Below are 22,235 nucleotides of genomic sequence, written 5' to 3'. Positions count from 1 at the left end.
GAACATGGCCCCTACCCTTCCTCCACCCGAGCAAAGACCCATGATCGTGACCGCCTGGATCGCGGAGGAGGACCTGGCACCATTCACGGCCATCCGCCAGCGCTTTTTTCCGGCTGACCGTAATTACCTAGAGGCCCACCTGACCTTGTTTCACCACATTCCGGCCACCTTGCGCTCCGACTTTCTAGCGGCCGCCCGAAAGTCCTGCGAGGCGTTGCAAAGCCACACCCTCAGGGTGCTACCCCCTTTCCTGCTCGGGCGCGGGGTAGCTTACGGTGTAGAGGCCGGGGCGCTGGGCGAGCTCAGGGAAGCACTGCGCAGAGAATTCAGCCACGCGCTCACTCCGCAAGATGACCGGAGCTGGAAGCGGCCTCACCTGACCGTTCAGAACAAGGTTACCTCCGCGGCAGCCAGACACCTACACCGGCATCTGTTGGCCCGGTACCTACCCTGCCAGTTGCGGGTGCGGGGACTCTACTGCTATACCTACGACGGCGGGCCGTGGACGCCGATTGACCGCTTGCCCTTCGGAAAACCTTAAATGCGGCAAATCGTTACAGTGGCATGGCAGCGAAGGAGAATCAGAAAGAGTTTGAGAACCCCATCGACGGAAAGAAAGTGGCCCTCAATCCGCAGTCCCTGCCCTACCCCCACGAGCGGGGGGCGGCGGTCATCAAGCCCGTTGACCGGGGCAAGATTACGGGACTTGCGATGACGGCCATGTACGAGCAAACGAATATGCAGCTCGACCAGATCCGGGCCCAGATGGAGTTGCTTGCCACCCAGGCGAACGAGATCACCCACCGCATGACAGTGAGCGAGCGGATCTACGAAGCCGAGATGAATATCGATCCCATCGTCAATCGCACCTACTACCTCTACGAACGGAGCAACGGCAAAAGCGTGCTCAGCCTGATCAGTCCCGCCGAATGGGGCCCCCGCCCGCCCTATAACTTTCTGGCAACCGTACGGCTGCTCGGCGACCATACCTGGGAGGTAATCGAGCGTAGGGAAGACCAGCCCGGCTAACGTTCGGCCCCTGGTGGGTTAACTTTGTCGAAAAGTTGGACGATGACCGTTGACGACAACCTAGTATTGCGCCTGGCGGATCTTGCCAAGCTGGACGTTCCGGAGCATCGCGTAGGTAAACTGCGCGACGATCTTACCCGCATCCTGGCTATGGTGGAAAAGCTGAACGAACTCGACCTGGACGATGTCGAGCCGTTGCGCTACGTGACGCAAGTCGAACAAGTGCTGCGGCCGGACCACGTCGGCGACCACCTCGATCGTACACGGGCCATGCAAAATGCCCCCGACAGCGACGGCGTGTTCTTCCGGGTTCCGAGAGTTATTTAACCTTCAACCTCCCACCGCCGATGGCCGCCGTAATCAACATCCACCAACTGACTAAGACCTACCTCATGGGGCAGACCGAAGTACGCGCCCTGCGCGGCATCGACCTGCAGATCCAGACCAATGAGTACGTGGCCCTGATGGGTCCTTCGGGCTCGGGCAAGTCTACCCTCATGAACTTGTTGGGTTGCCTGGACTCCCCCACTTCCGGTCGGTACCTCCTGGACGGCAAGGATGTCAGTCAGATGGAGGATGCCGAACTCGCCAGTATCCGCAACGAGAAGATCGGTTTCGTCTTCCAGACCTTCAACTTGCTGCCCCGGCAGACCACCCTCGAAAACGTTGCCCTGCCGCTGGTATACGCCGGCGTTTCCAAGAAGATCCGCCGCGAGCGGGCCACCGAGGTGCTGGAGAGCGTTGGGCTCGGCGACCGCATCGATCACCGTCCCAATGAGTTGTCCGGCGGGCAGCGGCAACGCGTGGCGATCGCCCGGGCCCTGGTCAACCGCCCGGCCATTATCCTAGCCGACGAACCAACGGGTAACCTGGATACCAAAACTTCAATTGAGATCATGGGCATCTTCGAGGAAATCCAGTCCCGCGGCAACACCGTCATCCTCGTCACCCACGAGCCGGACATTGCCGAGCACGCCCACCGGATCGTCCGTTTGCGCGACGGCGAAGTGGAGAGCGACCTGCCGAATGAGCACATCATTCGCGTTAGTGATCCCGAGCACCGGTACAATCAGGCCTGACATGCTATCTTTGCGGCCAACTTCAGCCGGGTGGTGATCATCATCCGCCGTTTACGATAGTATATATGAACCAACGTACGATAGCCAGTACCATAAGCATCAGTGGAGTAGGATTACACACCGGCCAGGAAGTAAACCTAACGTTCAAGCCCGCCCCAGAAGGTCACGGCGTCAAATTTCAGAGAGTGGATCTGGACGATCAGCCGCTGATGAACGTGGACGTCAACCGAATCGTCAGTACCGAGCGCTCCACGACGCTCGGCAGCGGATCAACCACCGTTTCCACCATTGAACATCTCCTAAGTGCGCTCTCGGGCTTACAGGTAGACAACGTGCTGATTGAAATCGACGGTGGGGAAGTACCCATCCTCGACGGCAGCGCCAGCCCCTACGTCGACAAAATCCTCGAAGCGGGATTTGAGGAGCAGGACGCCCCCCGCGATTATTTCGTGGTTGAGGAGCCCATCACCTTCCGCGACGAGGCCACGGGCTCGGAGATCGTGGCCCTGCCCTACGACGGCTTTGAAGTGGTGTCGATGATCGACTTCGACAGCCCGGTACTGGGCCAGCAATACGCTACCCTGCGCGGGTATGAGGATTACGCTACGGAGATAGCCCCCTGCCGCACCTTCGTTTTCCTGCACGAGCTGGAGGCGCTTTTCGAGCACGACCTGATCCGCGGCGGCGACCTTACCAACGCCATCGTGATCGCCGATCGCCACGTGCCCCAGCCCCGACTGAACGCCCTGGCCCAGAAAATGGGCAAGGACACCGTGGAAGTTACCGAACAGGGCATCCTGAATACCCTGGACCTGAAGTTTCACAACGAGCCGGCCCGCCACAAGCTGCTCGACGTAATGGGCGACATCAGTCTGCTCGGCGTACCCATCCGCGGCCGCATCCTGGCCACGAAGCCGGGCCACCGTGTCAACGTTGCCTTTACCAAACTGCTGAAAAAAGCCTACCTCGACCAGCGCCGCCTTAAAGGCCGCCCGCGGTACAATCCGAACGATGAGCCGGTCTTCACTACGGAACAGATCCTGCAAGTGATGCCCCACCGCTATCCTTTTCTGCTTATCGATAAGATCATCGAGAAAAGCGATACCCACATCGTCGGCCTGAAGAATCTGACCTTCAACGAGGCCTTTTTCCAGGGCCACTTCCCGAACAACCACGTGATGCCCGGGGTGCTGCAGATCGAAGCCATGGCCCAGACGGGCGGCCTGCTGGTCCTTACCCAGCAGGAGGATCCGGGCAACTGGGACACCTATTTCCTGAAAATTGAAAACGCAAAGTTCAAAAACTTCGTTGTGCCCGGTGATACCATCCTGTTCAAGATGGAATTGACCGCACCGGTCCGCCGGGGCATCTGCCAGATGCGTGGCACCGCCTACGTAGGGAACAAGCTGGTATCCGAGGCCGATCTGGTTGCCCAGATCGTGCGCCGGTCTTCGTGACGAACGACGGTTCCGTCTGCCCCTACCCACTGCCAACCATATAAATTTATTCATGTCCATTCATTCCCTGAGCGTCGTCCACCCAAATGCTAAAATAGGAGCCGGCGTTACCGTTGGACCGTTCACCACCATCGAAGAAGATGTTGAAATCGGGGAAGGAAGCGAGATCGGACCAAACGTAACCATCTACGGGGGCGCGCGTATCGGTAAAAACGTACGCGTCTTTCCGGGGGCGGTGATCGCGGCCATTCCGCAGGACCTGAAGTTCCGGGGTGAGTACACCACGGCGGAGATCGGCGACGGCACCACTATTAGGGAGTTCGTGACCGTCAACCGCGGCACGGCGGCAGCCGGCACCACCCGCATCGGCGCCAACTGCCTGCTCATGGCCTACGCCCATGTAGCCCATGATTGCCTGCTCGGCGACCATATCGTGATTGCCAATAACGTGAACCTGGCGGGTCACGTGATCCTGGAAGACTACGTCATCATCGAAGGACAGGTAGGCGTGCAGCAGTTCGTTCGTATCGGGCGGCACAGCTTCATCGCCGGGGGCAGCCTGGTTAGAAAGAGCGTCCCCCCCTATATCCGGGCCGCACGGGAGCCCCTGAGCTACATCGGCGTTAACCGGATCGGGCTGCAGCGTCGGGGATTCTCCATAGGGCAGATCAATGCCATCCACGAGATCTACCGCATTCTTTTCGTCAAGGGGCTAAACATCACCAACGCGGTGACCGAAATCGAGGCCTCGGTGCCGGTTTCCGAAGAGCGCGACGAGGTAGTCAGTTTCATCAATGCTACGGAGAAAACGGGCATCATCCGCAGCTTCCAGGCCCTGGACAATGGGAGTTGAATTCCCGTCCCTGAACATCCGGATGCATGAGGTATCCAAACGCTTCGGGCGTAACTGGATCATCAAGCAGAAGTCGGAAGAATATGTGTCCGGGCGCATCTACGGCGTGCGGGGGCGAAACGGGTCCGGAAAATCCACACTGATTCGCCTGCTCGCCGGTCATCTCAGCCCCAGCCGGGGAAACATTTCCTATACGCTCGACGACCGGACACTGCCTGTGGACCAATTGTACCGCCACCTCAGTTGGATCGGCCCCTATTTTGAAATTGTCGAAGAACTGACGGTTTACGAATTTCTTTCTTTCCACTTTGCCCTTAAGCCGCTGCTTCCACATCTTTCCGTGAGTGAGGTCGTTACGCGGATAGGCCTGGAAAAGGCTTCCGGCTACGCCCTTACCGATTGTTCCTCCGGAATGCGCCAGCGGGTGCTGCTCGCCTCGGCCCTTTACGCGGCCACCCCGCTCCTGCTGCTCGACGAACCGACGGTCACCCTGGATGCGGACTCCGCGGAGTGGTTTCAGGGCGAACTTAAAATATACACAAAGGATAGGTTGACGCTTATCGCCAGTAACGACGAACGCGACTTGATCCCTTGCGACACAATTGATGTCTTGTAGTGTTTTTATCCTGATATTAAAGCCGTCTTAGGACTGCCTGCCCTATGCTGTTCAGTTACGCGGAAAAGAGTACACCCTTTATGCTCAGTCCCGAGAGCCTAGATTGGCATCTCGCGAAGGGCTGGTACCGCATGGGCTCAACGATATTTACTACCCACTTTCTCTTTTTCCAGAACCGCCCCTTCTCGGCCATCTGGATCCGGATTGACCTGCAGGAGTTTCGTTTTTCCAAAAGCCAGCGCAAATTATTGCGCAAGAATGCCCAACTGTTCGACACCGCGGTGGCTCCGCGACGCATTGACGAGGAGCGCGAACGGCTCTACGCCAAATACGCCGCCGATTTTGACGGACGCCTCTCCCCCTCCATTGCCGACAGCCTCGAAGATTACGACAATGAGGTAGTATTCAATACCTGGGAGGTCACCGTCCGCGACCGCGTAAGTCAGCAATTGGTAGCCAGCAGTTACTTCGATCTGGGCAGTACGGCCGCCGCCAGTATTCTCGGCATCTTCGATCCGGCACTGAAGTGTTTCAGCCTCGGTTACTACACCATGCTGCTAGAAATGGAGCACTGTATGGCACAGGGCATGCGCTACTACTACCCCGGCTACGTGGTTCCCGGTTATCACCGTTTCGACTATAAACTGCGGTTGGGGCAGGCGGAGTACTTCGACGTGCGCAGCGATACCTGGCAGCCCTATACCCAGCTTGACCCTGAACGAGAGGCTCCGGTAGAGGCACAGCACGCCGCGCTGAACCGTTTTACCGCTGCGTACAGCGGGTACGGTCAATCGGCTAAGGTGAAAATCTACCCACTGTTTGAGGCCGGACTGTACGACATCTGGAACGAAGACTACTTCCCTTACCCTTACCTGGTGCCGCTGAACCGCACCACGAAGCACCCCCTGGTAGTGGTCGCTTTCGATCCCAAGGAACGACAGTACTACGTGCTGGGATGTCGCCACATGATACAGACGCAGTTGATGTTCAACGCGGAGTACCTGCAGTCATTCGAAAGCGACGATTTCGTAACGGATCTGCTGGCGGTGCAGCAGGTGGTATTGAGAACGGCGGACGCCGCCCACGCGGCCAAAGTGTGCGCCGCGCTAGACCTTGGGTAGCTCGGGCATTTTACAATCCTCTTCCGGCGATTTACCGCAAACATCACACTTGCCAATCTTATTGGTCAGCATAGGGTTGTTGCTGGCACAGGTGCCACGGAATTCTTCTCCGGTGACCAGGTGCCGGATATTGATGAGCACGAAACTCAGGGCGAACACGCCGAAGATGACCAAGAAGAGGGTGATAAAATCCATGGAGGGGAATTAAGCGACAAAGATAAAACGGATACCCCCATGGTAAGGTTGTCCAGGCAACGGCCGGTCAAAAAAGAGGGTTCGGGCCGTAGCCCAAACCCTCCAGAAAAACACCTAAAACCCATATTCTTCAATGAACGACCTTGCGTTCTACGAATCATGCGGTCCGGTGCGGAACGCTGACACGTCGATGAGACGCAAAATAGACGGCAAAGTCATCATATTGTATTCTCTGTAGTGCAGCAAGCAACCTTATCAATGAACAAGGTTTGAAGTACATACGCTGAACCGCACCGAAAGTGTTTACGGCTGGGCACATTTAAGACTTCTAAGGTAAAAAAAAAATGGAAAGTGAGGGAAAGGGAAAACAAATTCAAATTTTGGCAATCTCCGTCAAATCTGCTGCGATCCGCGCCCGACAATTCCGACCACCCTTTTGCCCTGCCCACCTTCTGTACTACCGGTCCGGAAGGGGTACCGCGACCACGCATAGTGGTACTTCGGGCAGTTGATGCGGCCATTACTGAACTACGCTGTTACACCGACCGTAGGTCCGTGAAGGCGGAACACCTGGCCGCCGGATCCGAAGGCAGTTACCTGTTCTGGGATCCGGACACCAGTCTGCAGGTCATGGCCGGTGGACCGACCCACTGGGCACCCGAGGATGAGGCCCGGAACGCGTTCAGAAAGCTGCCCAAGCACGGCAGAAAGGCCTACGCCACGGTGTCCGCCCCGGGCACCAAGGTACCCCACCCCACCTCGGGTCTCCCCGAAGACTGGGATGAACGCCAAGTAGCGGATACCGACTACGCCATCCACCACTTTGGCATACTGATTACCCGGCTTCGGTGGGCCGACGTGTTGCACCTGGACCGGCAGGGCAATACCCGAATGACCGGTAGCCGATCCGATGGGGGCGACTGGTACTGGGAGTGGGCCATCCCCTAGCGAAAGCCTAAACCTCCCGGCAGCGTTGAAGCCAATCTTGTCCGATCAGCTTATCTACCGCGGGCATCTTACCCAAGGCCATCAATTCATTGATCGCGGCTGCCTCGGCGTCGCGCTTTACCCCAAGGCAGGCCTGTACGTGGCGGTCGCGGATGTAAAAGGCGAGGAAGGGTGTCTGCCCTGGCGTGCCGTCCAACACTATGTGGTCGTAGTCCTTGGCGTGGCCCACGTACCGGAAATTTACGCCCTGCTGGTTGGTCCAGAAGAAGGGAACCATGTGGTAGGCCTCCCTTTGGCCGGCCATGTTCAGCCCGGCGATGCGGCCCTGCTGACCGGCCACCTTCCAGTGCTCGATGCGCACCGTGCCCTCGCGATCGGGGTAGGTTGCAATGTCGCCGGCCGCCCAGGCATTCTTGCCGTGCGCGGCCAGGTGACCATCGACGAGGATACTGTGGTCGCGCTGGAAGGCAATACCCTGCACGTAATCGGTAGCGGGCCGCACCCCGATGCCCACTACAACCAGATCCGCGGGCAGGGTGCTGCCATCGTCAAGTTGCACCCCCGTGACCCGATCATCGCCTTCAATCGCCTTAACCTTGCGGCCCAAACGAAAAGTGACGCCGGCCGCTTCGTGGAGGTCGCGGACGTACTGCCCGATGGGGGCACCGAATACCTTGCCGAACAGCACCTCTTCCGGCGTTACTACGGTGATCTTGCCACCGCGCTTGCCCAGGCTCATGGCCGCCTCAAGGCCAATAAAGCTGCCGCCCACGATGACCACCTCCGTACCCTGACTAACGGCGGAACGCACGGACTGGGCATCTTCCGGCTTACGAATCGTATGCACCCCGGCCAGGTCAGCGCCGGGTACGGAAAGTCGCCGGGGAGTGCCTCCAGTGGCCATCAGCACGTTTCCGTAGGCGACCAAACTTCCATCGGCAAAACCTACGGTCTTTGCATTCAGATCGAGCGCCTGCACCCGCGACCCCGCCCGAAAGGTTACGCCGTGCTTGCGGTAGAAGTCCATCGAGCGAAGAGACAGGTCTTCCGCCGCTGCATCCTCCTGAAGAAAGTTTTTGGTAACGGCCGTACGATCGTAGGGGGGCTGATCTTCGTCACCCACCACCAGAATGGAGGCTTCGCGATCAAGCGATCGGATGGACTCGACCGCGTAAGCCGCCGCCGCTCCCGCCCCGACAATCACGTGATCGTACCGGCCATTTGTAGGCGCTGGTACGGACCCGTCGGGTACCGCCAGGGAAGCGTTTTCCGCTACCGGCTCTTCGCTGACGAGAATCTGATCGTCCGCGATTTCAACCTTGAATTTGGGGAGGCCATCCATTCCGGGGGCCTCAATTTGCTCCCCGGTGCGCACGTCAAAACAGGCATGGTGCAGGGGACACCGCACGCGAAACTCACAAAGTGCACCTTTGGTGAGCGCAAACTGGTAGTGGCTGCATTTATTCTCTACGGCGTAGACTTCGCCGGCTACGTTCGCCAGCAGGACATCGTAGTCGCCAACCTTGACGGCGTGCATGTGTCCGGCGGGCAGTTGAGAAAGGGGGAGGACGGGCGTCATGGGCACATAATTTGCCAGCTATAAGCCCGGGCTTTGCGTATGGTTCACACCACTTCCACGAGGGAGCCATCGCCCCCGGAAAGAATTTCTCCCAACGCCCGCACCGGGTGCCCTGCCGCCGCGCAGACGGCCTCAAATTCAGATGCTGCGCCCGGATCGACGGCCACCAGCAGCCCGCCGCTGGTCTGCGGATCGGCCAGCAGCCACTTCTCTCGGTCAGATGGTACCGATACCTTATGGCCGTAACTGGAAAAGTTCCTCTTGGTGCCGCCCGGGATGCACCCCTCGGCCAAGTAGTGGTCGAGTACAGCCGCATCGATAAGCGGAACATCAGCCATCCTTATTCGGGCGCGGGCATCGCTCGCCGCGCACATTTCCGTGAGGTGGCCAAACAAGCCGAAACCCGTCACGTCGGTCATGGCGCGGACGCCGGGCAGCGTCGCGAGTTTTGGTCCGATACTATTCAGCCGTACCATCTGCGCGGTGGCCAGACCGGCGTGCTCGGGGCGTAGTTTCTTTTGCTTTTGCGCGGTGCTGAGGATGCCTACGCCCAGTGGTTTGGTCAGGTAAAGGCTGTCGCCCGGGCGGGCTCCACCATTCTTTTTCAGCTTATTGACGGCAACGCGTCCGGTAACGGCGAGGCCGAAAATGGGTTCCGGGCTGTCGATACTGTGGCCGCCGGCCAGGGGGATCCCCGCTTCGGCGCAGGCCTGTCGGCCGCCCTCGACTACCTGCCCGGCAATTTCCGGACTAAGCTTATCGACCGGCCAGCCCAGGATCGCGATGGCCATCAGGGGCGTGCCGCCCATGGCGTAGACGTCGCTAATGGCATTGGTAGCGGCGATCCGGCCGAAGGTCAAGGGATCATCGACGATGGGCATAAAAAAGTCGGTAGTACTGATAATGGCAGTCCCATCGCCGAGGTCGTACACGGCGGCATCGTCGCGTTCCCGGTTGCCGACCAGGAGACCAGGATAATGTTCCCCCGGCGCGGTCTGGGCGAGGATCCGGTCCAGCACGGCCGGTGCAATCTTGCAGCCGCAGCCGGCGCCGTGGGAAAATTCGGTAAGTTTTACATCGGACATGGCGGCGGCTTTTGGCAAACAGCAAGGGCCTCCCAGTCAAGGGGCGGGTGTACCAACCTGCTGAGGCAGGAAGATTTGACACCCGGTCCGCGACCGGAAGGCCCTGAAGAAGAGATTAAATTTAGTACTGACGCAGGCTCTCGTCGCGGTTGTCGCGCTGACGCCGGAGCTTACCCTTAGTACGCTCGGCGAGTTTCACGGCGGTGTAGGCATTGGCCAGGCCTCCGGTAGCGGACAGGTCCGAGAAGGAAACGGTCTCTCCGTCGGTGCCGGGCTTGATCACCTGCAGGTTTACGGGCAGGGCGCTCTCTTCGATGATCTCCTTGACCTGACGGGCCGACAGATCGGGAAAATAGCTGCGCAGCAGGGCGGCGATACCAGCCACCATGGGTGCGGCCATGGAGGTGCCGTCGAAAGTGGCGTATTCGTCGCCGGGTACGGTAGAGTAGATCTGGGCTCCGGGGGCGAAGACGTCGACGTACTTTTTGTTGTAGTTGGAGAAGCCGGCGGCGAGCTGGTCGTCGTAGCTGCTGCTGGCGGCGCCTACTTCGATCCAGGTTTTGCCGGTTTTGCGGCGGCCCTGGTAGGTGTCGTTGGGGTAGTTATTTTCGAGGGTAAGCAACTTGCCGTCGTTACCTGCGGCGTGTACCAGCAGTACGTCGTTCTTCTCGGCATACTTCATGGCGGCGTCGACTTCCTTCTTGTAGGGGCTCTGGCCTTTGCCAAAGCTCATGTTGATCACCTTGGCTCCGTTGTCCACGGCGTAACGGATGGCATTGGCTACGTCCTTGTCGCGCTCGTCGCCGTTCGGGACGGTGCGTACGCTCATGATGCGGACATTGGCACCACCGACTCCGTTAACGCCGATCTGGTTGTCGCGTACTCCGGCGATAATGCCGGCAACGTGGGTACCGTGGGAGGCGTCAGGGCCTTCAACGTCGTTGTTGCCGTAAATGCGCTGGTCGAGGTCGGAGGGATTGTCACCAACAATGTCACGGGCGTCGAACTCTGGATTGTAGTTATACTTTAACTGACCGTCGAAATACTCCTGAGCACCTTCGAGTTGGCTATATAGTTCTTCAAAAGTAGTACCGCCGGCGGAGGCATTGGCTACGACTTGCTTAACAATAGCGATGGTCTGGTCCTGACTTTCGATGCCAGCAATATCTTCGGCGGTTACTTCCGAGGGATCCTTGTCGAGCTCTTCAAGCGCCGTGTCGATGGCGGCCTTGATCATCTCGTACTGGGCGGCGGTGGGGCCGAGTTCTTTCTGCTTGTTTTCGATGGTCTCTTTGTACTCTTGGTAGCGGTCATATTCCTCCTTTTCCTTCTTGCTGAGACCCTCCCGGTTGCGATTGTTGTACTTGGCGTGCAGGCGGTTGTAGAGGCGCACAATCTCCAGGTTCTCGTAATTGACGTTGCGGCCGTCGGCTCCGCCAATGAAGTTCCAACCGTGTACGTCGTCGACGTATCCGTTGCGGTCGTCGTCGATGCCGTTACCGGGAATCTCGCCGGGGTTGGTCCAGATAACGTCTTTCAGGTCCTCGTGCTCAATGTCTACACCGGAGTCAATGACCGCTACTACTACGGGCTCGGCCTTTTTGCCGGCCAGGTAGGTGTTGGCGCGGGCCGCGCTAACGCCGGGGTATGAATTTTCGGTGCGGTCAAGTTCCCACCAGTTGTTGGGCGTGGACGACTGGGCCGTCAGACTCACGGACATTACCAGGGCGAATAGAAAAAATAACTGCTTCATTTCGATTTTTTTGGCGCAGAATAAAGCAACCGGCGGGGCGCAAAGTTTTGCCGCGCCGGTGCTGGTGGGCGCATAAAGGTAACCGTCGAGTGCTTTCCGGGGTGGTTAGCAAAAACATAAAAGTGGGTCGCCCGGCCGTTACTTCCGGCTGATTGTACGTCAAAACGACGTCGACCGGCCAGCCCTGTGGGCATATCACGGGTCGCACAATGGCAAACATCGCCAGTCCGGACCTGTTTTTCAAGAAGAGCACTGTCGGCAACCCCCAGATATAATTATGAAACACCTTTACGAACGCGTTCGCCGCTGGCGGACCGAGCGCCCCAAGACATTTTATTCCCTCGCCGCCCTGGCTACGATTGCCGGAGCCATGGTGCTGGGAATTATTCTGTTGCTACTGCTCGTCAACGGAGGGGCCTTCGGTAAAATGCCCTCCCGGCAGGCACTGCTGGACTACCGCAATGACATCGGCAGTGAAGTTTACGACGTAAATGGTATCAGCCTGGGCCGTTTTTACGCCCAGGACCGCACCGTAACGGAGTTCGAGGAGTTGCCCCAGCACCTGATTAATGCCCTCGTGGCCACCGAAGACAGCCGGTTCTATCAGCACGGCGGCATCGACTGGGAAGCTTACGGGCGGGTAGTATACAAGACACTACTGCAGGGGGAAGACGATCAGGGCGGGGGGTCCACGCTGAGCCAGCAGCTTGTGAAAAACGCTTACGGCCGGCCGCGCATCGGGTACGGACCGCGGGTCGACCTGCTGCTGCACAAGATTCGCGAAGGGCTTCTCGCCCAGCGTCTGGAAAGCGTGATGTCAAAGGACGAAGTGATCAAACGCTACCTGAACACCGTCAGTTTCCCCGGCAATACCTTCGGCATCGCCGCGGCTTCCCAGCGCTACTTCCAGAAAGAGCCCAGTGAACTGTCCGTCCGACAGTCGGCCAGTCTCGTAGCCTCCCTAAAGGGAACTTCCAGCTACGACCCCCTGCGAGCGCCAGAACGCAACGCCAAGCGTACCGACCTCGTCCTGCGGCTGATGCACCAGGGCGGTTACCTCACCGAGGACCAGTTCGCTGCCGCACTCCGGGATTCCCTTGGCCTCGACTACCAGCGCAAATCCGCGGAGGAGCCCCTGGCCCCCCACTTTACCCAAGCCGTCAAACGGGAGGCCCTGCAACTACTGGCTGATCTGCGCCGGCCCGATGGGGAGCCCTACAACCTCTTCAGCGACAACCTCAGTATCCACACTACCTTGGACATGCGTCTGCAACGCCACGCCGAAACGGCCGTGGAGCGGCAGATGGGGGAATTGCAGCGCGATTTTAACCGCCACCTCGGTCGGCGCGACGCCTGGGAAACGGAAGCCTCCCTACGCGGCGCCATCCGTAACAGCCTACGCTGGCGGGCCGGCCGCGCCGCCGGCCTCGACAGCACCGCCATCATGGCGGAGTTCAACACCCCGCGGAATATGGAATTGCTGGTCCCGAACGGGGAGCCCCTCACCGGGGAGTTCACGCCCCTGGACAGCGTCAAGCATTCCCTGTCTTACCTGCGGTCCGGATTTCTCGTGCTGGATCACGCGCTTGGTGCCGTTCGCGCCTGGGTGGGTGGCAGCGACTTTGAATTCAACCGCTACGACCACGTCCTGAGCCGGCGGCAGACCGGATCGACCTTCAAACCCTTCGTTTACGCCGCGGCCCTGCGGGAGGGTTACGACCCCTGCCACCGCCTGAGCAATGCCCTGCGAACCTACGCGGACGAGGACGGCCCCTGGACGCCCCATAACTCCGATTGGAACCACGGCGGAACCTACAGTATGCACGGCGCCCTCACCCATTCCATCAACGTGGCCACGGTGAAGATGATCATGGAAACCACGCCGGAGCCGGTGGTCGAGATCGCCAAGGAGGTGGGCCTGTCGGGAGAAATCCGCCCCATTCCCAGCATTGCCCTCGGCACGGTCGAGAGCAGCCTCTTCGAGATGACGGGTGCCTACGGAGCCTTCGCCAACCGCGGTCGCTTCTCACCACCCTATTACATCAGCCGCATTGAAAACGCTGACGGTGAGGTCATATACGAGCACCGCGAACCGACCGTTACCGTCCTCAATGAACGCGCGGGAGCCCAAATGCAGACCATGCTCCGCTACGTGGTGGAGCGCGGCACCGCCAGTCGACTCCGGTGGCAATACGGCATCACGCGCCCCTCGATCGGCAAAACGGGTACCACCCAGAATATGGCCGACGGCTGGTACATCGGCAGTACGCCCGGCCTGACCGGCGGGGCCTGGGTGGGAGGTGAAAACACCGGAGTGCGCTTCCGCAGTGGACAGATGGGCAACGGCTCACATTCGGCCCTGCCCATTTGGGCCTATTTTTTGCGTACCGTGCAGGAAGACTCTACCCTGGTCGGATTGCTCGGCGAGGAATTCCCCGAGCCCTCGGCCGACGTGAAACGCGATTTCTACTGTGCGGAATATATTCCCCCGGTAGAAGTGGTGGAGGAGCTGGGCGACGAAGATGATACCGGGGAGGTCACGCCCGTCAGTGAACTCGGTAACGAGTCCTCCGGTGGATAACAGCAACCCTTACGCTGACCCTCCTCAGTCGGTCACCTTGAGTTCCTGCCGCTTTTCCCGCAATTCCGTTTGCAACCGCTCCTTCACGGCAGTTAGCGACGGATCGTCGATGCGGTTCTCCATTTCGCCGGGGTCCTCCTGCAGGTCGTACAGTTCGTAACCCTCGAAGCCCGGCTCCGTAAAGTGGATCAGTTTGTACCGCTCCCCGCGCACCCCTTCGTGGCGGGCCACCCGGTGGAAGCTGTTCATCTCCTGATAGTAGCGGTAATAGATGTGCTCGCGCCAGTCCTCGGGCGTTTCCCCCCGGAAGATCGGCAACAGGCTGCGCCCCTGCAGGTCATCCGGCACGGGCACCCCGGCCAGTTGCAGAAGAGTGGGTGCCAGGTCAATGTTGAGCACCAGGGCGTCCGCCGTGGACCCACCCTCGATCATCGGCGGGTAAGAGATGAGTAACGGCGTTCGATGGCTCTCCTCGTACATGAAGCGCTTGTCGTACCAGCCGTGCTCGCCCAAGTAGAATCCCTGGTCGCTGGTGTAGATGACGATCGTATTCTCGTCCAGTCCGCTTTCCTCCAGGTAGTCCAGCACCCGCCCTACATTCTCGTCGACGCTCTTGACGCTGGCCAGGTAATCCTGCATGTAGCGTTGGTACCGCCAGCCCAGTTCACGGTCGGTACCCTTCACCGACTGCCACTCCCGGCCAACCCGGTCGAGGAAGGGCTTGTAGGCCGCGCGTTGTTCCGGCGTAAGGCGCTCCAGTTCGCGGTAAAAGTTCTCTGCCATTCGCCGCGGCCCGTCCTCCCAGAAGGTGGCACCCCCGGTACCGGGGTCATTGGGTTCGTACTCCTCGGTGACCTTAAGGTCGTGGCTCACGAACATGTCGGCGATGCGCATATCGGCGTTCGCCGCGGCGGGCCGGCCGGCGTAGTCGTCGCGTAAGCTGGCGGGCTCGGGGTACCGCTGATCCAGCAATCCGGGCAGGTCGCTGGTGTCGGGCATCCAGTTGCGGTGCGGGGCCTTGTGCCAGTAAAGCATCACGAAGGGCTGGTCGCTGTCCGCATTACGCCGCAGCTCTTCCAGTGCGTAATCGGTGATCAAGGTGGTAGTGTATCCTATTGTGGGCGCCAGTGTATCCCCGTTGTGGATAAAGGTGGGGTTGTAGTAGTCTCCCTGGCCGATCAGCGCGCGGTATTCGTCCAGTCCGTGGGGGATCTCCTGCAGGTGATGCTTCCCGAACAATGAGGTTCGGTAGCCAGCTTCGTGCAAGGCTTCCGGAAAGGTCCACTGGTTCGGATCGAAGGGACTCAGGTTATCGATCTTTCCGTTGATGTGACTGTACTTGCCGGTCAGGATGGCCGCGCGGCTGGGTGCGCAGATGGAGTTGGTGACGAAGCTGTTGCGGAATAGCATTCCCCCGGCGGCAATCCGGTCCAGGTTAGGGGTTTGGATCAGCTCATCGGTGTAGGCGGAAATGGCCCGTTGGGCGTGGTCGTCCGACATGATGAAGATGATGTTGGGACGCCGCGCCGTCGCGTCGGAAGGTCCCGTTGCGTCGGTTTCCGGGGCGGGGCCGCAGGTGCAAAGGATTATCGCAAGGAGCAGGGAAGGTAGGAGGTGTCGCATGCCGGGAAGATAGCCGTTTGGAGGTAAAAAACAGCTGTGTCCTTGCCTGCCCGTGCTACTCTCTTAGGGTCCGCCGTGCGCCCCGCGTCCCGGAATGGAAAGTTACCGGCGGGGCCGTACCTTTTTGCCGCTTACTCACCCTTCCTCACTTCGGGATTATGCTTGAGGTATTGGCCAACATTGTGCCCTCTGCGTTGGTACGGTCGGATGCGAAACCGCTTCCGTGTCGTTGTTTCTCATTGCTCTCGTTTCTGGTAGTGGCGCAATTGATTGGACAGTCGGCAGTCCGCACCATCGATCGGCAGCCCATCGTTGACCGCCACCGGGTGGTGCTGACTGGTATGGATACTATGGCCGCCCTCTCCGTCGGCAACGGCCACTTCGCGATGACCGTCGACGCCACCGGACTGCAAACCTTCCCCGCGTATTACGGCAACGGTATCCCCCTGGGTGCCCTGTCCGACTGGGGCTGGCACAGTTTCCCCAACGACTCCAGCTATTCGATTGAAGAAACCCTGCGGTACACCGCTTCCCACGGGCGCCGCGTCCCCTACGCGGTGCAGTGGCCCGGCGACTCGCGGCGCGGCGCGGCCGCCAACTACCTCAGGCAGAACCCCCATCGCCTGCACCTCGGCACCCTGGGTTGGGACATTCGCAAACGCGACGGAACCCCTATCAGGGTGGAGGACGTTCAGAATATCCGGCAGGAGTTGGATGCCTGGAACGGAATTATCACCACCCGCTTTACCGTGGAAGGGGAACCGGTCACGGTTACCACAGGGGTCCGGCAAGACCAGGACGAGGTAGTAGTAGCGGTCAACAGCCCTCTCATCACCACTGGAAGGCTGGCGGTTACGCTGAACTTCCCCTACCCCACCGGAGAATGGGAAGACAACGCGGTACGCTACGATAAAGACGAACAAGACAGGTTGCAGGCTCGCCGGTCCGACCCCGATACCTGGATAATCCAGCGGCTGATCGACACTACGCGATACACGGCCCGCTTCCACGCCACCCCGGCGGCGGTGCGCATCGACTCCCTGACACACGGTTACCGGTGGACCCCCACGATCGGGGATTCCACCTGGGCGTTTTCACTGGCCTACGCACCGCCCGGCGAGGAGCCGGCACCCGCGACCGCGCCCAGGCAAGCCCTGGACGGCATCGCCCGCGATTATCACGCATTCTGGAAAAAGGGCGGGATCATCGATTTCGGAGCCGTGACCGACCCCCGAGCCGTGGAACTGGAACGCCGCATGGTACTATCCCGCTACCTGACCCACCTCAACGGCAGTGGCGACATGCCGCCGCAGGAGACCGGACTGACCTACAACTCGTGGTACGGCAAGCCGCACCTGGAAATGGCCTGGTGGCACGGTGTACACTTCGCGCTGTGGGGGCAACCCGAAGTGCTGGCCCGCCACCTCGACTGGTATTTTACCGCTCTCCCCGGTGCCCACGAGATCGCCCGCCGGCAGGGATTCCGTGGGGTGCGGTGGCAAAAAATGACGGACCTGGAAGGGGGTGAGACGTCCTCCTCCGTGGGGTCCTACCTCCTTTGGCAGCAACCCCACCCCATCTACTTTGCTGAACTGTTGTACCGCGGGCAGCCGATGGACAGTCTATTGGAACGGTACGCACCCCTGATGGAAGCTACGGCGGAATTCATGGCGGATTTTACCTGGTACGATACCGCGCGGCAGGAGCGGATACTGGGGCCCGGGCTCATCGCCGCCCAGGAACGCTTCGGCGCGGACACCACAATGAACACGACTTTCGAGTTGGCTTACTGGCGTTGGGGGCTTTCTACGGCCCAGCAATGGCGCGAGCGGACGGGGCGGACGCGACGTGCGGATTGGGACACCGTATTGGCGACACTTTCTCCCCTGCCCATGCAGGACAGTCTTTACCTGGCCGCCGCCAGCGCCCCGGATTCCTACACCAACCCCCGGTACCTCACGGATCACCCCAGTGTACTGGCCGCGTACGGATTCCTGCCGGCTGGAGGTGGAGTGGACACCGCGATCATGCGCCGCACCCTCGACACCATCTGGGATATCTGGCACTGGGAGGACACTTGGGGCTGGGATTTCCCGCTGACTGCATTCACGGCAGCGCGCCTCCACCAGCCGGAACGGGCGGTGAATGCCTTGCTCATGGACGTACCCAAAAACCGGTTCCTCGCCAACGGCCACAACTACCAGCGCGACAACCTGCGCCTGTACCTGCCGGGCAACGGCGGATACCTGGCCGCCCTGGCGATGATGGCGGCCGGGACCCGTGACCTGCCCGCGGGCAGTGGCTTCCCACCCGGGTGGGCGGTTCGGTGGGAGGGGTTGTATCGTATGCTTTAAAGAGAGTCAGAGAATGGGGACGCGCAGGGCCCGCAATCCTTTTACGCCCTGCAGGGGCTCCAGCTCCAGCATTTCCCACTGGTCGGAGATATAGCCCTGGGCGAAGAGATATTCAAAATGCCGTTGGTAGGCTGTGGCTTCCTTATCCTGGGTGTAGATCACCGTGAGGTGATCGGGCTGGGTGAGTCGCTCTTTGGTATCCTTCACCACGGCCTTGTCAATTCGCTTCTTCACGATCTCGTACCGCACATTGTAGGAACCATCTACGTCCAGCCGCTTTTGATCCGGTTGGAATTTCAAGGTCAGTCGACTGCTGTACGCCAGTACCAGGGGCGCTATGTCCAGGTGAATTCCTTCCGGCTGCGGACAATCGGCTGAAGCAGTCGTGTGGGGTTTTCGGACAGCACAGGCAATGTCGCACGTCCATATCAACTGCCGCAACTGAAGATTATCAATATACAGGTCGTTGAAATTCAGGTGAGGAGCAAGTGACTTGCCCAGGTAGATATTGTATTCAATACCGTCTGTCTGATACTTCTCGAAGAAACACGGTACCAGTTCCTGCAGCGCTTTTTCTTCCCGATCGAGCATGCGGGCAATCCTGCGGTTAAGGTTTTCCAGCGCACCATCGTAAGCGAGGCGGTTGTGGTCAAAGATGCCCGATTCGCTGCCGATCCGTTTGAAATAGCTATCGGCCGTTGCGCTCACATCCGGATACCGGCCGGCCAGGTGCTCTATGATGGGATTGATGCGGTGACGGATAAAATCTCCCAGCCCCGCTTCGTCTTCCGTACCAAATTGAACCCCCATGCGCTCCTGCTTGCGCTGGATTTCGAAGGAAATGGCCTTTATCACGTCTATGGCATGCGTTTACACGGCTTTGTCCAGGATGCTGGCGGCTACCTTCAGGTTCTCCAGCAAATCCATGTAGATGGCGCGGTTCCGTTTCTTGGAGGAATTTCGTATGTCCAGTGAGCCAAAGAAGGGACTCAGGTTTTCGAACGTAATGACCTGACGCGAACCGTTTTGGTCGATGTGGGCGATGGCGGCTTCCCTGAACTTCCACTGGATCGCGGGGTGAATGGCGGTAAACTTCTCAAGCATTACCGCTTCCACCTTGTTCTCGAATTCTTCTACGTGGCGCTTCAACGCGTTGGCGAAAATGGGCGTGATCTGGCGGATCTTGAAAAGCGAGAGTCCGTTTACGCCGCCAGGTTCCGGATTGGACAATTCCAGCACACCGACGACCTGCCCGTCATAGATGAGGGGCGCTAAAAGCAGGTTCAGGTAACCCAACCGGACCAGGTGGGAAGCTACCGGGTCACGGTGCATTTCACCCAGGTTTTCAATGATGACGGTCTTCCCCTTTTTTATCGCTTGATGGTAAATCGAATGGCGGAGATTCTCGCGATCCGATTGGTCCAGATCCCGAATCAGGAGACTGTTCCAGATCTTTCGGTCGTAATGAAAATTGAGCTCCCCGTTCTTCTGCAGGGTAGCTACGCCAAGGCGAAGGTGGGGAAGCCGGAAGAGATTGCGCAGTTCGTGCTGCAGGTTATTCATCCAGGTGTCCTCCGGGATTTCCTGCCGCGTAAGGAGGGAAAGCTGCAACCGCTTCGTAGCCTCCTCAATGGTAATATCGACGAGCGTAGTGATGGTGACTCCCCGAAAAAGAAAATTTTCCGGCGGGAGGGCGGCCATCCAGGATTCGAGATCAAAATCCTGGTCGAGCAATTTCTGCAGTTGTTCCCTGGGCAGGTCCGGCAGTGGACCCAAGGGTACCACCTCAATGAACTGGGTGTTCCCGGTTAATTTGAAATACCGGTTCAAGCCCCGCTTGGCGTTCCAGGCCGAGAAGATGATGGGCAAATCAACTTTCAGGTCCAGCCCGTAGAGCTGCTTCAGGATACTCTTGTAAGCATAGAGTACCGGGCATCAATGCGGGTATAATTCATGAGGCTATCGACCGAATCTACCCGTACTTCATCCGACTCGTACAAACGTCGGTAGGCATCCGTGGCATACACAAACAGATCATGGTCGAACGGGCAACAGAGGGAGTGGGCTGATTTGATCCATCCCTTGACCGGCAACAGTGGAGAAAACAGACGGGAGAGAAACTCCTGCCGACCCGCAAAGAAATTCCGGTCGGTGATGGGTTCCAGGACTTCCGGGCATCGGGCTATCTCCTCTTCAATGAATTGTCGGTCGCTGTCGGTCTCCGGTACTTCCGCGCGCCACTTCGCTATTACCGCGGCCAGGGATAGTTCCGTATGAAACGGAACGGTCTGGGAAAACTTGGCGGGAAGGGGATGTTCAGCGAGCATATGTCGTATTGTAAATACACGCGGGTTTGCCCGAGATCATTTGTAGGCCACCGCCGCACTCGTCGGTCCGGCGAGGGGGATAAGATCAGTCCGACGGAAGCCCGCCTGGTCTGCCCAGGAGCGGAAATCGCTATAAGAGTAGTCAAAACCCTGCGGCGTCTCAATGAGCATATTCAGGCTCATCAGTAGTCCGAAGACGTTTTCCCGGCGCTGATCATCGATGATATTTTCAATAACGATGAGGGCACCACCGGTCGACAAGGCGTCGTGGGCTTTGGAAATCAGCGTCAACTTTTCTTCCGTACTCCAGTCGTGCAGGACGTTTCCCATAGTGATAACATCGGCGTGGGGCAATTTGTCTACAAAGAAGTTTCCCGACCGCACCTCCACCCGGCCCTCCATCCCGCGGGCCCTAATGTTCTCCTGCGCGATGGGCGCGAGTTCCGGCAGATCGAAAGTGACGCAGTCCAGGTGCTCATGGCGGTCCGCCAGGATACAGGCACAGGTGCCGTCGGCCCCGCCGACATCACAGTACTTCTCTAGGTTCGAAAAGTCGAAGCTCTGCGCCAGGAACAGAAAATTCGGAATCTGGAATCCCGCCATGGCGGCGGCAAACTCCCGCAGCGTATCGGGATTGGCGTAGACGGCCTCAAACAGTGTTTTCTCCCCCTCCTTGATCTCGTTTTGGGGTTCCCCGGTGCGGAGTGCCTCTTCCAGATTGCCCCAGAAGGGGTAAAGCCGGTGGTTGGCCATCTGCAGCATACCGCCGATGTAGCCGGGTTTTCCGCGGACCAGATAGTGGTCAACATCCGGCGCATTGGCGTAGGTGGCGCCTTCCTTCAGTCCCTTGCGTCGCAGGAAGCCCAGTGCTACCAGGGCATCCAGGTAATCGTACAGGGAACGCTGGTGCAGGCCGAGCGCTTCCCGCAATTCGTTGACGGGCCGGGGCCCATCGGCCAGGTGGGAAAACAGGTCCATTTCGACGGCGGACAGCAGGACCTTGGACGCCCAAAAACCGAATCCGGTTTGCAGGATACGGTCGGGAGCGACGTGGGGGATAGTCGACATATAGCGGGAGGGTTGTTCTCAGTGCTTAGATGTATGGGATCCCGACACGCGTTATTGGTACCGAATCCATCCAGCCGGACGGGCTTTTTTCCCGGCGGCTCTCACTGAAATATAGGTCGTGTCCAACCCCTATGCAAACCGAGGGGCCCGGGGCGGCGGCGCGCCGGTGCCGGCAAATCCGACTACTGGGTCGGCAGCGGCATACCGTGCATGCGCAGGAACGATAGCTTGTCCCAGTATCCCCGTTGCAACCTGATCTTGCCGTCCTGGATGTGGAAGAAGCCCGAACCCAGGAGACCCAGGGGGTCCTTCCATTCCATGATTACCCATTCTCCGCTCTCAAACATCTGGACCGGTTCGCATATCATTTCCGCGGTGCTGAACTCGTAGGCAAACAGTTCACGGATGGCCTGCTTGCCCTGGATGGGCAGGTTGGCGACCTGGTGGTTGACGGCGTCCTGGTGGTACAGGTCGGCCAGGGCGTCGGCATCGCCTCGGTTAAAGTGAACCAGCCATTCTTCGACGATCTGTTTTGCGCTCTTCATAGGGTAAGTAGGTAGGTGGTTA

General features: G+C 59.2%; 21 protein-coding genes. 11 read left to right on the top strand and 10 right to left on the bottom strand.

Features of this window, described 5'->3' with window-relative positions:
* Positions 1-4 precede the first annotated feature (4 nt).
* The 8 genes from E4021_RS01125 (at position 5) to E4021_RS01090 (ending at position 6,155) form a co-directional block, all read left to right on the top strand.
* Positions 5-541, top strand: a complete 537-nt coding sequence (locus E4021_RS01125; protein WP_136456054.1) for a 2'-5' RNA ligase family protein — start codon at positions 5-7, stop codon at positions 539-541.
* 23 nt (positions 542-564) lie between these two features.
* A complete protein-coding gene (locus E4021_RS01120) occupies positions 565-1,029 on the top strand; it encodes a DUF2452 domain-containing protein (protein ID WP_136456053.1) in 465 nt (154 codons plus the stop codon).
* A 42-nt stretch (positions 1,030-1,071) separates the two neighbouring features.
* Entirely contained in the window at positions 1,072-1,356 is a 285-nt protein-coding gene (gatC, locus tag E4021_RS01115; protein WP_136456052.1) for an Asp-tRNA(Asn)/Glu-tRNA(Gln) amidotransferase subunit GatC, read from the top strand.
* A gap of 20 nt (positions 1,357-1,376) precedes the next feature.
* Positions 1,377-2,108, top strand: coding sequence for an ABC transporter ATP-binding protein (locus tag E4021_RS01110; RefSeq protein WP_136456051.1), 732 nt, complete (start codon positions 1,377-1,379; stop codon positions 2,106-2,108).
* Positions 2,109-2,173: 65 nt separating this feature from the next.
* Positions 2,174-3,565: a bifunctional UDP-3-O-[3-hydroxymyristoyl] N-acetylglucosamine deacetylase/3-hydroxyacyl-ACP dehydratase gene (locus tag E4021_RS01105; RefSeq protein WP_136456050.1), complete on the top strand. Its 1,392-nt coding sequence runs from the start codon at positions 2,174-2,176 to the stop codon at positions 3,563-3,565.
* A gap of 52 nt (positions 3,566-3,617) precedes the next feature.
* Positions 3,618-4,418 carry an acyl-ACP--UDP-N-acetylglucosamine O-acyltransferase gene (gene lpxA, locus E4021_RS01100; protein ID WP_136456049.1) on the top strand — a complete coding sequence of 267 codons (801 nt, stop codon included), beginning with the start codon at positions 3,618-3,620 and terminating at the stop codon, positions 4,416-4,418.
* Positions 4,408-5,034 carry an ABC transporter ATP-binding protein gene (locus E4021_RS01095; protein WP_168797407.1) on the top strand — a complete coding sequence of 209 codons (627 nt, stop codon included), beginning with the start codon at positions 4,408-4,410 and terminating at the stop codon, positions 5,032-5,034. The genes lpxA and E4021_RS01095 overlap by 11 nt, the downstream gene beginning before the upstream one ends.
* A gap of 80 nt (positions 5,035-5,114) precedes the next feature.
* Positions 5,115-6,155, top strand: a complete 1,041-nt coding sequence (locus E4021_RS01090) for an arginine-tRNA-protein transferase (RefSeq protein WP_168797406.1) — start codon at positions 5,115-5,117, stop codon at positions 6,153-6,155.
* Here the strand turns inward: E4021_RS01090 and E4021_RS01085 are convergent.
* Entirely contained in the window at positions 6,141-6,350 is a 210-nt protein-coding gene (locus tag E4021_RS01085; protein WP_136456046.1) for a hypothetical protein, read from the bottom strand. The genes E4021_RS01090 and E4021_RS01085 overlap by 15 nt on opposite strands.
* Before the next feature lie 351 nt (positions 6,351-6,701).
* Between E4021_RS01085 and E4021_RS01080 the strand changes: the two genes are divergently transcribed.
* Entirely contained in the window at positions 6,702-7,298 is a 597-nt protein-coding gene (locus E4021_RS01080) for a hypothetical protein (RefSeq protein ID WP_168797405.1), read from the top strand.
* Positions 7,299-7,305: 7 nt separating this feature from the next.
* Here E4021_RS01080 and E4021_RS01075 read toward each other — a convergent pair whose 3' ends face one another.
* The 3 genes from E4021_RS01075 to E4021_RS01065 all read right to left on the bottom strand — a co-directional run bounded on the left by E4021_RS01075 (position 7,306) and on the right by E4021_RS01065 (position 11,715).
* Complete coding sequence (locus E4021_RS01075; protein ID WP_136456044.1) at positions 7,306-8,877, bottom strand: FAD-dependent oxidoreductase; 1,572 nt, start codon at positions 8,875-8,877, stop codon at positions 7,306-7,308.
* Positions 8,878-8,921: 44 nt separating this feature from the next.
* Positions 8,922-9,962: a selenide, water dikinase SelD gene (gene selD, locus E4021_RS01070; RefSeq protein WP_136456043.1), complete on the bottom strand. Its 1,041-nt coding sequence runs from the start codon at positions 9,960-9,962 to the stop codon at positions 8,922-8,924.
* A gap of 121 nt (positions 9,963-10,083) precedes the next feature.
* Positions 10,084-11,715, bottom strand: a complete 1,632-nt coding sequence (locus E4021_RS01065) for a S8 family peptidase (RefSeq protein ID WP_136456042.1) — start codon at positions 11,713-11,715, stop codon at positions 10,084-10,086.
* A gap of 277 nt (positions 11,716-11,992) precedes the next feature.
* Between E4021_RS01065 and E4021_RS01060 the strand changes: the two genes are divergently transcribed.
* Entirely contained in the window at positions 11,993-14,296 is a 2,304-nt protein-coding gene (locus E4021_RS01060; RefSeq protein WP_136456041.1) for a transglycosylase domain-containing protein, read from the top strand.
* Positions 14,297-14,320: 24 nt separating this feature from the next.
* Here the strand turns inward: E4021_RS01060 and E4021_RS01055 are convergent, their stop codons facing one another.
* Entirely contained in the window at positions 14,321-15,919 is a 1,599-nt protein-coding gene (locus E4021_RS01055; RefSeq protein ID WP_136456040.1) for a sulfatase family protein, read from the bottom strand.
* A 257-nt stretch (positions 15,920-16,176) separates the two neighbouring features.
* Between E4021_RS01055 and E4021_RS01050 the strand changes: the two genes are divergently transcribed.
* Entirely contained in the window at positions 16,177-18,273 is a 2,097-nt protein-coding gene (locus E4021_RS01050; protein ID WP_136456039.1) for a hypothetical protein, read from the top strand.
* A gap of 6 nt (positions 18,274-18,279) precedes the next feature.
* Here E4021_RS01050 and E4021_RS01045 read toward each other — a convergent pair whose 3' ends face one another.
* The 5 genes from E4021_RS01045 to E4021_RS01025 all read right to left on the bottom strand — a co-directional run bounded on the left by E4021_RS01045 (position 18,280) and on the right by E4021_RS01025 (position 22,213).
* Positions 18,280-19,128, bottom strand: coding sequence for a hypothetical protein (locus E4021_RS01045; protein ID WP_136456038.1), 849 nt, complete (start codon positions 19,126-19,128; stop codon positions 18,280-18,282).
* A gap of 15 nt (positions 19,129-19,143) precedes the next feature.
* Positions 19,144-20,142 carry a GAF domain-containing protein gene (locus E4021_RS01040; protein WP_136456037.1) on the bottom strand — a complete coding sequence of 333 codons (999 nt, stop codon included), beginning with the start codon at positions 20,140-20,142 and terminating at the stop codon, positions 19,144-19,146.
* A gap of 32 nt (positions 20,143-20,174) precedes the next feature.
* Positions 20,175-20,600, bottom strand: a complete 426-nt coding sequence (locus E4021_RS01035) for a hypothetical protein (protein ID WP_136456036.1) — start codon at positions 20,598-20,600, stop codon at positions 20,175-20,177.
* A 36-nt stretch (positions 20,601-20,636) separates the two neighbouring features.
* On the bottom strand, positions 20,637-21,668 hold the full coding sequence (locus E4021_RS01030; RefSeq protein WP_136456035.1) for a methyltransferase: 1,032 nt from the start codon (positions 21,666-21,668) through the stop codon (positions 20,637-20,639).
* Positions 21,669-21,850: 182 nt separating this feature from the next.
* Entirely contained in the window at positions 21,851-22,213 is a 363-nt protein-coding gene (locus E4021_RS01025) for a nuclear transport factor 2 family protein (protein WP_136456034.1), read from the bottom strand.
* Positions 22,214-22,235 lie beyond the last annotated feature (22 nt).

Source organism: Neolewinella litorea (genome assembly GCF_004803465.1).
GTDB lineage: Bacteria > Bacteroidota > Bacteroidia > Chitinophagales > Saprospiraceae > Neolewinella > Neolewinella litorea.
This window is presented reverse-complemented; position numbering and strand designations above follow the sequence as displayed.

What these genes read in the sequence shown, in the direction of transcription:
- E4021_RS01085 (WP_136456046.1), bottom strand. Translation starts at nt 6,350, where the DNA reads ATGGATTTTATCACCCTCTTCTTGGTCATCTTCGGCGTGTTCGCCCTG.
- E4021_RS01025 (WP_136456034.1), bottom strand. Translation starts at nt 22,213, where the DNA reads ATGAAGAGCGCAAAACAGATCGTCGAAGAATGGCTGGTTCACTTTAAC.
- E4021_RS01065 (WP_136456042.1), bottom strand. Translation starts at nt 11,715, where the DNA reads ATGAAGCAGTTATTTTTTCTATTCGCCCTGGTAATGTCCGTGAGTCTG.
- E4021_RS01030 (WP_136456035.1), bottom strand. Translation starts at nt 21,668, where the DNA reads ATGTCGACTATCCCCCACGTCGCTCCCGACCGTATCCTGCAAACCGGA.
- E4021_RS01105 (WP_136456050.1), top strand. Translation starts at nt 2,174, where the DNA reads ATGAACCAACGTACGATAGCCAGTACCATAAGCATCAGTGGAGTAGGA.
- E4021_RS01125 (WP_136456054.1), top strand. Translation starts at nt 5, where the DNA reads ATGGCCCCTACCCTTCCTCCACCCGAGCAAAGACCCATGATCGTGACC.
- lpxA (WP_136456049.1), top strand. Translation starts at nt 3,618, where the DNA reads ATGTCCATTCATTCCCTGAGCGTCGTCCACCCAAATGCTAAAATAGGA.
- E4021_RS01120 (WP_136456053.1), top strand. Translation starts at nt 565, where the DNA reads ATGGCAGCGAAGGAGAATCAGAAAGAGTTTGAGAACCCCATCGACGGA.
- E4021_RS01035 (WP_136456036.1), bottom strand. Translation starts at nt 20,600, where the DNA reads ATGCTCGCTGAACATCCCCTTCCCGCCAAGTTTTCCCAGACCGTTCCG.
- E4021_RS01110 (WP_136456051.1), top strand. Translation starts at nt 1,377, where the DNA reads ATGGCCGCCGTAATCAACATCCACCAACTGACTAAGACCTACCTCATG.
- selD (WP_136456043.1), bottom strand. Translation starts at nt 9,962, where the DNA reads ATGTCCGATGTAAAACTTACCGAATTTTCCCACGGCGCCGGCTGCGGC.
- E4021_RS01075 (WP_136456044.1), bottom strand. Translation starts at nt 8,877, where the DNA reads ATGACGCCCGTCCTCCCCCTTTCTCAACTGCCCGCCGGACACATGCAC.
- E4021_RS01095 (WP_168797407.1), top strand. Translation starts at nt 4,408, where the DNA reads ATGGGAGTTGAATTCCCGTCCCTGAACATCCGGATGCATGAGGTATCC.
- gatC (WP_136456052.1), top strand. Translation starts at nt 1,072, where the DNA reads ATGACCGTTGACGACAACCTAGTATTGCGCCTGGCGGATCTTGCCAAG.
- E4021_RS01055 (WP_136456040.1), bottom strand. Translation starts at nt 15,919, where the DNA reads ATGCGACACCTCCTACCTTCCCTGCTCCTTGCGATAATCCTTTGCACC.
- E4021_RS01090 (WP_168797406.1), top strand. Translation starts at nt 5,115, where the DNA reads ATGCTCAGTCCCGAGAGCCTAGATTGGCATCTCGCGAAGGGCTGGTAC.
- E4021_RS01060 (WP_136456041.1), top strand. Translation starts at nt 11,993, where the DNA reads ATGAAACACCTTTACGAACGCGTTCGCCGCTGGCGGACCGAGCGCCCC.